We start from the raw sequence: 13,128 nt of genomic DNA, 5'->3' as shown, positions 1-13,128 counted from the left end.
TTCGAAATTGGCGCACGAGTTGGTTAGACTGCGAGTCTCGGCCTTCGCTGCACGGCAAAGCCCGGCGTCGGCGGCACAACAATCATGAGAATGCGCATGCAGCGACACGACAATTTCCGGCAGCGATCCGAGGCGGCAAAGCCGCTGCAAGCGCCGGCAAGGTTTCTCTCCTCACGCACGAGCCGCGCCGCCAGACGCGGCGGTTCGACCTCCCGGAGGCAGGCATGAGCGACGCTCCGCAGACGCACCCCGCGCCCCAGCCCCCCTCGCCGCCCTCTCCCCCGCCGCCCGGCGCGCGTCACCGCCAGGCGCCGAAGCACCGCCGGCGCGGGCCGGTCATTCTGGTCATCCTGCTGATCGTGCTGGTTGCACTGGCCGTCGTGCATATCGTGCGCAACCGAAAGGTCGAGCGCGGCGCATCGCCGCAGGTCGTCACCATCGCCCCCGCCACGCTCGGGCCCATGCCCGTGATCCTCAACGCGCTTGGCACCGTCACGCCCGTTGCCACGGTCACGGTGCTGCCGCAAATCAGCGGCTACCTCACCGAAGTGGGCTACCAGGAAGGCCAGGATGTCGTGAAGGGGCAGTTCCTCGCGCAGATCGACCCGCGCCAGTACGAAATCAGCAAGGAGCAGGCACAGGCGCAGCTTGCGAAGGACGAGGCCCTGCTCGCCCAGGCGCGCGCCGACCTCGCACGCTACACGCAGTTGATGGAGAAGCACTCCATCGCCGAGCAAACCTTCAACGACCAGCAGTTCCTCGTCAAGCAGTACGAAGCCGCGGTGAAGTCCGATATCGCCAACATCAGGCTGTTCGAGCTCGATCTCATCTACTGCCGCATCACCGCGCCGGTGTCGGGTCGAGTGGGCCTGCGCCTCGTCGATCCGGGCAATTACGTAACTTCGTCGAGTTCCACGGGCATCGTCGTCATCACGACGATGAAGCCCACCACAGTCCAGTTCGCGATACCGCAAACCTCCCTCGACAGCGTGTTGCAGCGCTTCAATACCGGCGCGAAGCTGCCAGTCATGGTCTACAGCAGCGACAACACGCGCAAGCTCGCTACCGGCGCGCTCTTTGCGATCAGCAACCAGATGGCCACGGCCACCGGCACCGTCACGCTGCGTGCGAGCATGCCCAACGAGGACGAGGCGCTCTTCCCCAACGAGTTCGTCAACGTGCAGTTGCTCGTCGACACCCTGCAGAACGCCGTGCTCGTACCCACGCCGGCCGTGCAGACCGGCGCGCCGGGCGACTACGTGTACCTCGTGAACGCCAACAACACGGTATCGGTCCACAAGGTCACGCTCGGGCCGAGCGACGGCCGCTACACGGTGATCGCCGCCGGGCTCCAGGCGGGTCAGAACGTCGTGACCGACGGGCTCGACCGCCTCAACGATGGCGCGAAGATCCAGCCCGCGCGCGAGCGGCCTGCCACCCACGCCGGCGCTGCCAGCGGCGCCGCGAGTGCCGCTGGTATCGCTGGTGCAAGCGCCGCGCGGCACGCCGGGTCGGCAAGCGCGCCCGGCGCCGTGAGCGAGCCCGGCGCCACCGCACCGAAGGCCCCCGACGCGAGCGCCGCGGCCTCGCAAGCCGGCTAAGCCGCGGACCACGCGCCGATGAATATTTCGCGCCTCTTCATCCTGCGGCCGGTCGCGACTTCACTTCTGATGATCGCGATGGTGCTGGTCGGCCTCGTTGCGATGAAGTTCCTGCCGGTTTCCTCGCTGCCTTCGGTGGACTATCCCACCATCCAGGTGCAGACCTTCTATCCGGGCGCGAGCCCGAACGTGATGGCGACCACCGTCACGGCGCCGCTCGAAGTGCAGCTCGGTCAGATACCTGGCCTGCAGCAGATGATCTCGTACAGCTCCGAAGGCGCCTCGGTCATCACGCTGCAGTTCGATCTTGCGCTGAGTCTCGACGTGGCCGAGCAGAACGTGCAGCAGGCCATCAACGCGGCCAACAGCTTCCTGCCGAGCGGCCTGCCCGCGCCGCCAACCTACGCCAAGGTCAACCCGGCGGACCAGCCCATCCTCACGCTCGCGGTCACGTCGAAGTCGATGTCGCTCACGCAGTTGCAGGACGCGGCCAACAACCGCCTCGCCACCAAGATTTCCGAAGTGCCGGGCGTGGGCCTCGTCACGACGGCGGGCGGCAACGTGCCCGCCGTGCGCGTGGAGGCCGACCCGCAAAAGCTCGCCGCCTACGGCCTGAATCTCGACGACCTGCGCACCTTGATCGCCAACGTCAACGTGAGTGGGCCGAAGGGCAACTTCGACGGCCCCGAGCTCGACTATACGATCAACGCCAACGACCAGATCTCGGACCCGAAGGACTACGAAGATACGGTCATCGCCTATCAGAATGGCTCGCCCGTGTTCATGCGCGACGTGGCGCGCGTCTCCACAGCGGCGCAGGACGTGGAGCGCGGCGCCTGGTACAACAAGACGCCCGCGATCGTGCTGAACGTGCAGCGCCAGCCGGGCGCGAACGTGATCGCCACCGTCAACCAGATCATGCGGCAGCTGCCGCAGCTCGAATCGACGCTGCCCAAGGGCATGCAGGTCACCGTCGTATCGAACAGCGTGGGCGTGATCCGGGCTTCGGTCAGCGACGCGGCGTTCGAGCTCGTGCTCGCCGTGGCGCTCGTGGTGGCGGTGATCTTCGTGTTCCTGCGCAACCTGCCCGCCACGATCATCCCGAGCATCTCGGTGCCGGTTTCGCTGATCGGCACACTCGCGCTGATGTACGAGCTCGGCTACTCGATCGACAACCTCTCGCTGATGGCGCTCATCATCGCCACGGGCTTCGTGGTGGACGACTCGATCGTGATGATCGAGAACATCGTGCGCTACCTCGAAGAAGGCGACAAACCCTTGCAGGCAGCGCTAAAGGGCGCGGGGCAGATCGGCTTCACGATTCTTTCGCTGACGATCTCGCTCATTGCCGTGCTGATACCGCTGCTCTTCATGGGCGGCGTGATCGGTCGGCTCTTCAGCGAGTTCGCCGTGACGCTCGCCGTGACCATCGTGCTCTCGGCCGTGGTCTCGCTGACCGTCGTGCCGATGATGTGCGCGCGCATCCTGCGCGCGCAGGCCGAACGGCATCCGAGCCGCTTCGAGCGCATCAGCGAAGGGCTCTTCAACAAGACGCTCAACGCCTACGAGCGCGGCCTGCGCTGGGTCCTCGACCACCAGACGCTCACGCTCGTCGTGGGCGTGATCACCGTGGTGCTCACCGGCCTGCTCTATGTCGTGATCCCCAAGGGCCTCTTTCCCGTGCAGGACGTGGGCGTGCTCCAGGGCATCAGCGTGGCGGACAACTCCATCTCCTACCGCGCGATGGTGCAGCGCCAGGCCGCGCTCGCCGAAGCGATTCTCAAGGACCCCGACGTTGTTTCGCTCACTTCGTACGTGGGTATCGACGGCATCAACAACACGCTCAACAACGGGCGCTTCCTCATCAACCTGAAGCCGCACGACGACCGCTCCGAAACCGCCGATGAGATCGGGCAGCGCATCCAGCAGTCGGTTGCGAAGGTGCCGGGCATCCGCCTCTATCTGCAGCCCGAGCAGGACCTCACGCTCGACACCACAGTCTCGCGCAACCAGTACAACTTCGTGCTGCGCGGGCCGAGCCAGGACGCCTTTGAGCAGTACGTGCCCGGCCTCGTCACGCGCATGAAGAGAATTGCTTCGATCCGCGACGTCACGAGCGACCTCAACACCGACGGCCTCTCCGTGAACATCGAAGTGAACCGCCAGCTCGCGGCGCGCTACGGCATCACGGCGGCGACCATCGACAATGCGCTCTACGACGCGCTAGGCCAGCGCATCGTCTCGACGATCTTCCAGCAGTCGGACCAGTACCGCGTGATTCTCGTAGCCAAGCCCGAATCGCTGCCCACGGTCGCCTCGATCGGCGACATCTATCTGCCGAGCCAGACGGCCAGCGAGGGCCAGGTGCCGCTCAAGGGCATCGCGGTCATCAGCATCACGCACTCGCCGCTCATGATCAGCCATCTCGCGCAGTTCCCTTCGGTCACGATCTCGTTCAACCTCGCCAAGGGTGCGTCGCTTTCCGCGGCCGTGAGCGACATCCGCAAGGCCGAGGCCGCCGTGAACCTGCCGCCCTCGATCACCTCGTCGTTCCAGGGCGCGGCGCAAGCGTTCGAAGACTCGCTCACGAGCGAGGTGTATCTGCTGATCGCGGCGCTCGTGGCGGTGTACATCGTGCTGGGCGTGCTCTACGAGAGCTATGTGCATCCGGTCACGATTCTCTCTACATTGCCCTCGGCCGGCATCGGCGCGCTGCTCGCGCTGATGATCGCGGGCAAGGATCTCGACGTGATCGGTATCATCGGCATCGTGCTGCTGATCGGTATCGTCAAGAAGAACGCCATCATGATGGTCGACTTTGCGCTCGAAGCCGAGCGCGTGCAGGGCAAGCCGCCGCGCGAGGCGATTTTCGAGGCTTCGCTGCTGCGCTTTCGGCCCATTCTCATGACCACGCTCGCGGCCATGCTCGGCGCGCTGCCCATGCTGCTCGGCAGCGGCACGGGCTCGGAGCTGCGCCGCCCGTTAGGACTCGCGATCATCGGCGGCCTCACGCTCTCGCAGATGCTCACGCTCTTCACGACGCCCGTGATCTATCTGTTCTTCGACCGCCTCGCGCAGCGCTTCGGCCGCAAGCGCAAGCCTGAAGACGACGCGTCAGGCGGCGATACCGGCGGCAGTCCCGGCGATAACGCAGGCAACGGCCCAGGCGGCAGCGCGCCGCCCGCGCCCGAGGGCACGCCGTGAACCTCTCGGCGCTCTTCATCCGGCGGCCGGTCGCGACTTCGCTGCTCGCGATCGCGATCCTGCTTTCAGGCGTGCTGGCCTTTTTCCGGTTGCCGGTGGCGCCGCTGCCCAATATCGCGTATCCCGTGATCGTGGTGCAAGCGCAGATGGCGGGCGCGAGCCCGGACATCATGGCGTCCACGGTGGCCGAGCCGCTCGAACGGCGCCTCGGCACCATCGCCGACGTAACCCAGCTCACGTCGATCAGCAACGTGGGCTCCTCGCTCATCGTGGTCGTGTTCGGCCTGAACCGCGACATCAACGGCGCCGCGCGCGACGTGGAAGCCGCGATCCAGGCCGCGCGCGCCGACCTGCCCACCACGTTGCGCAGCAACCCGACCTATCGCCAGTACAACCCCGCGAGCGCGCCCATCATGGTGCTCGCGCTCACCTCGGAGACGCTCACCAAGGCGCAGCTCTACGATTCCGCCGATTCGGTCATCATGCAGCAGCTCTCTCAGGTGGACGGCGTAGGCCAGATCACGCTGGGCGGCGGCGCGCTGCCCTCGGTGCGCGTCGAGCTGGAGCCGGGCAAGCTCAATAGCTATGGCATCGGCCTCGAGGATGTGCGCGCGGCCATCGGCGCGGCCAATGCGAACAGCGCGAAAGGCCACATCGACCAGGGCGACCAGCGCTACCAGGTGCTCTCGAACGACCAGATCAGCAAGGCTGCGCCGTTCCGCGACATCGTCATCGCCTATCGCAATGGCGCGCCCGTGTTCCTGCGCGACGTGGCCGCGGTGCGCGACTCCAACGAGAACATACGCAACGCGGGTCTCTACAACGGCGAGTCGGCCGTGCTCGTGATCGTCTACCCGATGCCGGGCAGCAACGTCGTGAAGACAGTGCAGCAGATCCAGGCGCGGCTGCCCTCCATCGAAGCCGCCCTGCCCGCCACGATCAAGGTGAATGTGGCGATCGACCGCTCCGAATCCGTGCGCGCCTCGGTGGCCGACACCGAGCGCACGCTCTTTATCGCCGTGCTGCTCGTGATCGGCGTGGTGTTCGTGTTCCTGCTCTCGCCGCGCGCCACGCTCATTCCTGCGGTTGCGCTGCCGCTTTCCATCGTCGGCACGTTCGGGCCGATGTACCTGCTCGGCTACAGCATCGACAATCTCTCGCTCATGGCGCTGACCATCGGCACCGGCTTCGTGGTGGACGACGCCGTGGTGGTGCTCGAAAACATCGTGCGCCACATGGAGGCCGGGCTCGGGCCCAGGGAAGCGGCGCTCGTGGGCGCGGGCGAAGTGGGCTTCACGGTGCTCTCGATGAGTCTCTCGCTCATCGCCGTGTTCCTGCCGATCCTGCTCATGCCCGGCATCGTGGGCCTGCTCTTTCACGAGTTCGCGATGACGCTCTCCATCGCGATCCTGATCTCGCTCGTGATCTCGCTCACGGTCACGCCCACCATGTGCGCGTACGTGCTCAAGCGCGAGCACATGCAGCGCAAGCCCTCGCGCGCGGCCGCGTGGATCGAGGGGCAGTTCGAGCGCTTCAAGCAGTTCTACTCGCGCTCGCTCACCGCCGTGCTCGATCACGCGCTGCTCATCATCCTGATTCTATTCGGACTGCTCATCGCCAACGTGTTCGTCGTGCGGCTGCTCTCCGCCACCTTCTTTCCCGAGCAGGACACGGGCATCCTGATCGGGCAGATCATCGCAGACCAGAGCATTTCCTTCACGGCGATGGAGAAGAAGCTCGCGCAGTTGCAGGCGATCGTGAAGGCCGATCCGGCCGTGCAATCGGTGGCGGGTTTCACGGGCGGCCGCGCGCTCAATACGGCCACCGTCTTCGTCGAACTCAAGCCGATCGCGGAGCGGCATCTTTCGGCCACCGAGGTCGTGAACCGCCTGCGTCCGAAGCTCAATGCCGTTTCGGGCGCGCGGCTATTCATGCAGGCACAGCAAGACTTGCAGATCGGCGGGCGGCAATCGGCGGCCGAGTATCAATACACGCTCACGAGCGACGACGCCGATGCGCTCTTCACCTGGGTGCCTCGCCTCGTGACCGAGCTGAACAAGTACCACGGCCAGCTGACCGACGTGAACTCGGACCTTCAGCAAAATGGTCTGGAGGCCTACATGACGGTGGCGCGCTCGACGGCCAAGCGCTATAGCTTCGATCCCAACCAGATCGACAACGTGCTCTACGACGCCTTCGGACAGCGCACCGTCTCGACCATTTACAACGCGATCAACCAGTATTTCGTGGTGATGGAAGTGGCGCCGCAATACTGGCAGTTTCCGCAATCGTTCGACCGGATCTGGCTGAGCACCGCGGCGGGCAACGCCAACGGCTCCGCGCAGACGCAGATGTCGTCAAGCACCATCTCGGGCGTCACGCCCTTCACTGCCGTAACGACGCCCACCACCGCGAGCGGCAACACCAACCAGCGCAACGCCAATGCCGTAGCCAACCAGAACAACAACTCGATCTCGAACAGCAAGGGCGGCAGCTCCAGCGGCAGCGCCGACAGCACGGCCGCCGAAACCATGGTGCCGATCATGGCGCTCATGGACTGGAAAACGCGCCATACGGCCACCCAGGTCAATCACCAGGGCACGCAAGTGGCAGGCACGATCTCGTTCAACCTGCCCGCGGGCGGCTCGCTTTCCGAGGCCGGCAATGTCATCGACCAGGCCGAGCGCGACATCGACATGCCCGCGTCGATCCACGGCGCGTTCGCGGGCGCGGCGCAAGCCTACGCGCAGTCGATGGGCACCGTGCCGCTTCTGATCCTCGCCGCGCTCGCCGTGGTCTATATCGTTCTGGGCGTGCTGTACGAAAACACCATCCACCCGCTCACCATCCTCTCCACGCTGCCTTCGGCCGGCATCGGCGCGACACTCGCCATGCTGATCTTCGGTACGCCGTTCTCCGTGATCGCGATGATCGGCATCATTCTGCTGATCGGCATCGTGAAGAAGAACGGCATCATGATGGTCGACGTCGCGATCCATTTGCAGCGCACCGAGGGCATGGACGCGCGCAGCGCGATTCACGAAGCCGCCGTGGTGCGCCTGCGCCCGATCATGATGACGACCTTCGCCGCCGTGCTCGGCGCGGTGCCGCTCGCCGTCGGCATCGGCCAGGGGGCCTCGCTGCGCCAGCCGCTCGGCGTGACCGTGATGGGTGGCCTGATCCTGAGCCAGGTCTTTACGCTGTACACCACACCGGTGATTTACCTGTTCCTCGACCGCCTGCGCGCACGCCTCGCGCGCTGGGCCGTGCGCCTGCCGTGGAATCGCCAGGCCGATGAGAGCGCATCATGATGAAGACTCCCCTTACCCGATCGCTCATGCGTGCCGTCACGCGATCCTTCACGTTTGCCGCCACGCGCCGTTCATCGCGCGCGGGAGCACATGAGCGCGCCCTTCGGCTTGGACCACTGGCACCACTCACGCCACTCGCACCGCTCGCCGCCGTCTTGCTGCTCGCCGGCTGCATGGTCGGCCCGGACTACCATCGCCCGCAGGTGGCCGTGCCCGCAACGTGGAAGGAGCTGCCCGGCTGGACTCAGGCCGAGCCCGAAGCCGCACAGAGCCCCAAGGGCGAGTGGTGGAGCGCCTTCCAGGACCCGCTGCTCGACGAGCTCGAACCGCTTGTTGCCGTGTCGAACCAGACCGTGGCGCAGAGTTATGCAAACTACCAGGAGGCACTGGCCGAAGTGCGCGTGGCGCGTGCGAGCCTCTTTCCGACCATCGGCCTGACCGGATCGGTGGCGCGCGAGCGTTCGGCTTCGAGCACGCTCAGCAGCGTGAGCAGCATCAGCCAGGTCAGCTCCAGCGGCGCGCGCATCGTCAACGGCGGCACGCTGGAGGCCAATGCGAGCTGGGATCTCGACGTCTGGGGCGAGGTGCGCCGCCAGGTCGAGGAAAACTCGGCCACGGCGCAGGCGAGCGAAGCGACGCTCGTCAATGCTACGTTGTCCGAACAGATCGCACTGGCCAACGCCGTGATCGACCTGCGCGTGAGCGACGCCGACATCGACCTTCTCACGCATACCGTGGCGGCATACACGGACTTCCTGCGTGTGGTGACCGACCAGGACAATGCGGGCACCGTCCCGCCGTCCGATCTCGTCTCCGCGCGCACGCAGCTCGAAACCGCGCAGGCGAGCCTGATTGCAGTGGGCGTGGCGCGCGCGCAATACGAGCACGCCATCGCGGTGCTCGTGGGACGCAACCCCGAAGAAGTCGATATCCCGCACAGCGCGCAGCTACCGGCGCTGCCCACGATTCCCGCAGGCGTACCCTCCACGCTGCTGCAGCGCAGGCCCGACATTGCAACCGCCGAGCGGCAGATGGCGGCGGCCAACGCGGCGATCGGCGTGGCGGTGGCCGCATACTATCCGTCGATTTCGCTTAGCGCGCTTGACGGCTTCACGCAGTCGCCGCTCAACGGCCTGCTGCACATTAGCAACTACGTGTGGTCGCTCGGCGCGAGCGCGACCCAGACGATCTTCGACGGCGGCCTGCGCAGCGGGCAGGTGGCCGCTGCGCGCGCGAGCTACGACGCGGCGGTGGCGAACTATCGCGGCACGGTGTTGAGCGCGTTCCAGGGCGTGGAGAACGATCTTTCGGGGCTGCGCATTCTCGCGCAGCAGGCCGAAGCGCTCGACGCCGCCGTGCGTGACGCAACGCGTGGCGCGCAGATCGCGCAGAACGAATATCAGGCGGGGACCGTCGACTACACGACAGTCGCGACGGCGCTCGCCACGCAGCTGAGCAATCAGCAGAGCGCGCTCAATGTGCAGCAGCAGCGGTTGCTCAATACGGCTTCGCTGATCAGCGACCTGGGCGGCGGCTGGTCCGGCGCGCTGCACGATGCGCAACATCCGGCGCGTGTGGTGACGCCGGTTGCGCCCGCTTCCGATGCGGCTGCGGCGGGGGCGAACGTCAGTGGCCCGGCGAGTGCGGCCGCCCCGGCGAGCGTCGAGGCAAGCCGTGCGCCGGGCGGCACGGTGAGCCCTTGAAGCGCAATCCGTCGGTGCAGCTTGAAGAACCGCCGGATGGCGTCGCGCATCCGGGGCACCCTGCGTTTCGCCGCGAATCTCAGGACTGCGGCGAACGACGGCGCGAAGCGTGTATGCCTCAGCCGAGATCGGTAAACAGCGTCGCCGCGGGCAGACGCGACTTCGGCAGCTTCGCGTTGAAGTCGTCGGCGCTGCGGTAGCCGAGGCCGATCACCACGAGCGCAGTCAGGCCTTGCTCACGCAGGCGCAATTCCTCGTCGAGAGCCTGCACGTTGAAGCCTTCCATCGGGCAGGCGTCGATTTCGAGCGTCGAGGCGCCGATCAACAGCGTGCCGAGCGCGAGATACGCCTGCTTCTCCATCCAGGCCGGCAGGTCGCTGCGCTCGCGGTGCAGGTTCACGTAGAACGAGCGCGTCTTTTCCTGAGCCGCCTTCGCTTCTGCGCTCGCGAAGCGGCCGTCGGCCTCCTCCTGCGCGAGCACCTGGGCGAGATGGGCTTCGTCCATGTCGGTGCGCACGCACAGCACCACCACGTGCGAGGCGCGTGTCACCTTCGGTTCGTTGTACGCGAAACCTTCCATGCCCTTGGCGATGCGCGCGCGGGCGGCGTCGCTCCCGGCCACCACGAAGTGCCACGGCTGCGAATTCACCGACGAGGGGCTAAAACGGATCAGTTCCTTGAGTTCTTCGATGACGGCGGCGGGAATCTTGCGCGCCGGGTCGAACGCCTTGGTGGCGTGGCGTGCTTTCGCGAAGCGGGTGAGATTCAAAACGTGTTCTCCTTCGAGTGCGATAGGCCGATGGTTTGCACCGGTTTTGCACCGGTTATCGGAAAGGGCGACATCGTACCAGCATGCGAAGCAGCGCGTGCAATTCACCTTCGAGGCCGCTTTGGGCGAGCCGTCGCACGGCAGCGCGCAAGGCGTCGCCAACCGGCGCCCCCCTGGCTGCGCTATGCTGCACGCAGGACCGCGCCCACGCCGACCTCACATGCGCGCCGCAGCCCGAAAGGGAGAATCGATCATGCGCCAGGCCATTCATCATCTGCAGGTGAGCACACGCACGCGCGGGCTCGTCGAAATCAGCGTTCAGGTGCGCACGTTCGTGCGCGAACAGCGTATTGCCACAGGCTTGCTCACCCTCTTCTGCCGGCACACGTCGGCTTCGCTGCTGATCCAGGAGAACGCCGATCCCTCAGTGCGCCGCGATCTCGAACGCTACTTCGAAGGACTAGCGCCCGAAGATCCCGAGCGCTACGAGCACGACACCGAAGGCGCCGACGACATGCCCGCGCATCTGCGCACCGCGCTCACGCACACGCAGCTCTCGATCCCCGTCGAGCACGGGCAGCCCGTGCTGGGCACATGGCAGGGCATCTACGTATTCGAGCACCGGAGGCAGGCGCACACGCGCGATGTCGTGCTGCATCTGATCGGCGAATGAGTCTGGCACGAGCGCCAAAGAGGCGCCGGGCGTTCAGCGATTGCGCTGCGGTGCAACGCCGGGGCCAGCCGCGCAAAACGCACGCGCAAGCGCTATGCTACGGCTTTCGTTCCACCGAACCACCGAGGGTTGCCCTATGAAACAGTCCGCTGGATCCATGATTTCCTTTACCCGCCCTGACGGCCAGACACTACAGGGTTATCTCGCCAAACCGGAAAAGACCGAAGGCGCGCCCGCTATCGTCGTGATCCAGGAGTGGTGGGGCTTGAATGACCAGATTCGCGGCGTGGCCGACCGGCTCGCGCAGTCGGGCTACTTCGCGCTCGTGCCCGACCTCTATCGCGGCAAGAGCACGGTCGAACAGGAGGAAGCGCACCACCTGATGAACGGCCTCGACTTCGCAGACGCGGCCTCGCAAGACGTGTACGGCGCAGTCAACTACCTGAAGACGCTCACGGACCGCGTGGGCGTGACCGGCTATTGCATGGGCGGCGCGCTCACGCTGCTCGCCACGACCATGGTTCCGGGCCTGGCCGGCGCCGTGGTGTGGTATGGCTTCCCCCCACTCGAATACATCGACGCGAGCAAGATCACCGCGCCGATCCTCGGCCATTTCGCGACCCAGGACCAGGCGTTCAGCGTCGAGACCGTCGCGACGCTCGAAACGAAGCTCAGCGACGCCAACGTCGATGTCGAATTCCATCGCTATCTCGCCCATCACGCGTTCGCGAACGAGACCGCCGTGGGTCCGGGCCGCATCCCCATCACGCAATACGACCCGGTCTGGGCGCAACTCGCCTGGGACCGCACGCTGACGTTCTGGGGCCGCACGCTGTGGCCGCAACGCACGGCGCGCTGATGCCCGGCAACGGGCCGCGCCGGCGCGCGAATCTGCCGTAGAATCGGCGTCGCCCCCGCTTCACGCAGGCGCGACGCCGATTTGCATTGCAGCACTCTCGTCCCTGCCATCGACCACGTGGAGACATCATGATGCCGCTCCTCCAGCATCCCGCGTATCTCTTCGTCACGCTGATCATTCTGCTGCCGCTCGCGGCCGCCCTGGGCGCAGACGTGCTGCACAAGCACATCCCGCTCGCCGACGAGGCGCGCGAGAACTACAACGTGGTGCAGGGAGCGACGCTCACGCTGCTCGCGCTGCTGATCGGCTTCACGCTCTCGATGGCCGTGAACCGCTACGACCAGCGCAAGAACCTCGAGGAAGAAGAAGCCAACGCGGTCGGCACGGAGTTCCTGCGCGCCGACCTCCTCGGTGGCGTCGGCACCGCGCAGACCAGGGCGCTGCTCGAGCGCTACCTTCAGGTGCGCATCCAGTTCTACGAAACGCGCGACGTCGACGAACTCGACCAGATCAACCGCACCACCAGCGACCTCCAGGCACAGCTCTGGGCGCAGGTGCGCGACGCCGCGAAGGCTCAGCCCAATCCGGTGACGGCGCTCGTGGTGGCAGGCATGAACGACGTCATCAACACGCAGGGCTACACGCAGGCCGCGTGGATCAACCGCATTCCACTCGCCGCGTGGTCGCTGATGGTCCTCATCGCGATTCTCAGCAATTTGATGCAGGGGTATGGCGCGCACAAAAAGAGCGGCTGGCGCCTCCTGATGTTCGTGCTGCCCGTTACGGTGACGCTGTCGCTCACGCTCATCGCCGATATCGACAGCCCGCGCGGCGGCCTCATTCGCGTCGTGCCGCTCAATTTGATTAGCGTCGCGCAATCTCTGCCAGCCAACCCGTGAGGCGAAGCCGCTCAATCGCGGGAAAACCTTTCAAACCATGAAAGTCATCCATTCGAAAGCCTTTACGGCCAGCCGCCCCTGGGGGGCGCTCGACATCGCCAACATGAAC

At 65.9% G+C, this 13,128-nt stretch carries 8 protein-coding genes; 7 read left to right on the top strand and 1 reads right to left on the bottom strand.

Going from position 1 to position 13,128, the window contains the following annotated elements:
• Positions 1-224 precede the first annotated feature (224 nt).
• From VMJ11_RS20365 to VMJ11_RS20350, 4 genes are read left to right on the top strand one after another with little or no spacing between them, the layout of a single operon-like run.
• On the top strand, positions 225-1,601 hold the full coding sequence (locus VMJ11_RS20365; RefSeq protein ID WP_325621184.1) for an efflux RND transporter periplasmic adaptor subunit: 1,377 nt from the start codon (positions 225-227) through the stop codon (positions 1,599-1,601).
• Positions 1,602-1,619: 18 nt separating this feature from the next.
• Complete coding sequence (locus VMJ11_RS20360) at positions 1,620-4,805, top strand: efflux RND transporter permease subunit (protein ID WP_325621183.1); 3,186 nt, start codon at positions 1,620-1,622, stop codon at positions 4,803-4,805.
• Complete coding sequence (locus VMJ11_RS20355; RefSeq protein ID WP_325621182.1) at positions 4,802-8,116, top strand: efflux RND transporter permease subunit; 3,315 nt, start codon at positions 4,802-4,804, stop codon at positions 8,114-8,116. The genes VMJ11_RS20360 and VMJ11_RS20355 overlap by 4 nt, the downstream gene beginning before the upstream one ends.
• The gene (locus VMJ11_RS20350) at positions 8,113-9,819 is read left to right on the top strand and encodes an efflux transporter outer membrane subunit (RefSeq protein ID WP_325621181.1); all 1,707 of its coding nucleotides are present in this window, start codon (positions 8,113-8,115) and stop codon (positions 9,817-9,819) included. The genes VMJ11_RS20355 and VMJ11_RS20350 overlap by 4 nt, the downstream gene beginning before the upstream one ends.
• A 118-nt stretch (positions 9,820-9,937) precedes the next feature.
• On the opposite strand, the gene nfsB is transcribed toward VMJ11_RS20350, so the two are convergent.
• Positions 9,938-10,588 carry an oxygen-insensitive NAD(P)H nitroreductase gene (nfsB, locus tag VMJ11_RS20345; RefSeq protein ID WP_325621180.1) on the bottom strand — a complete coding sequence of 217 codons (651 nt, stop codon included), beginning with the start codon at positions 10,586-10,588 and terminating at the stop codon, positions 9,938-9,940.
• Positions 10,589-10,841: 253 nt separating this feature from the next.
• Between nfsB and VMJ11_RS20340 the strand changes: the two genes are divergently transcribed.
• The 3 genes from VMJ11_RS20340 (at position 10,842) to VMJ11_RS20330 (ending at position 13,019) form a co-directional block, all read left to right on the top strand.
• The gene (locus VMJ11_RS20340; protein ID WP_325621179.1) at positions 10,842-11,261 is read left to right on the top strand and encodes a secondary thiamine-phosphate synthase enzyme YjbQ; all 420 of its coding nucleotides are present in this window, start codon (positions 10,842-10,844) and stop codon (positions 11,259-11,261) included.
• A gap of 136 nt (positions 11,262-11,397) precedes the next feature.
• Positions 11,398-12,120, top strand: coding sequence for a dienelactone hydrolase family protein (locus tag VMJ11_RS20335; RefSeq protein ID WP_325621178.1), 723 nt, complete (start codon positions 11,398-11,400; stop codon positions 12,118-12,120).
• Positions 12,121-12,248: 128 nt separating this feature from the next.
• On the top strand, positions 12,249-13,019 hold the full coding sequence (locus tag VMJ11_RS20330) for a hypothetical protein (protein WP_325621177.1): 771 nt from the start codon (positions 12,249-12,251) through the stop codon (positions 13,017-13,019).
• Positions 13,020-13,128 lie beyond the last annotated feature (109 nt).

The sequence above is a fragment of the Paraburkholderia sp. genome (assembly GCF_035501035.1).
Lineage (GTDB): Bacteria > Pseudomonadota > Gammaproteobacteria > Burkholderiales > Burkholderiaceae > Paraburkholderia.
This window is presented reverse-complemented; position numbering and strand designations above follow the sequence as displayed.

Coding starts and splice junctions, on each gene's coding strand:
- VMJ11_RS20350 (WP_325621181.1), top strand. CDS start 8,113: ATGATGAAGACTCCCCTTACCCGATCGCTCATGCGTGCCGTCACGCGA.
- VMJ11_RS20360 (WP_325621183.1), top strand. CDS start 1,620: ATGAATATTTCGCGCCTCTTCATCCTGCGGCCGGTCGCGACTTCACTT.
- VMJ11_RS20335 (WP_325621178.1), top strand. CDS start 11,398: ATGAAACAGTCCGCTGGATCCATGATTTCCTTTACCCGCCCTGACGGC.
- VMJ11_RS20365 (WP_325621184.1), top strand. CDS start 225: ATGAGCGACGCTCCGCAGACGCACCCCGCGCCCCAGCCCCCCTCGCCG.
- VMJ11_RS20330 (WP_325621177.1), top strand. CDS start 12,249: ATGATGCCGCTCCTCCAGCATCCCGCGTATCTCTTCGTCACGCTGATC.
- VMJ11_RS20340 (WP_325621179.1), top strand. CDS start 10,842: ATGCGCCAGGCCATTCATCATCTGCAGGTGAGCACACGCACGCGCGGG.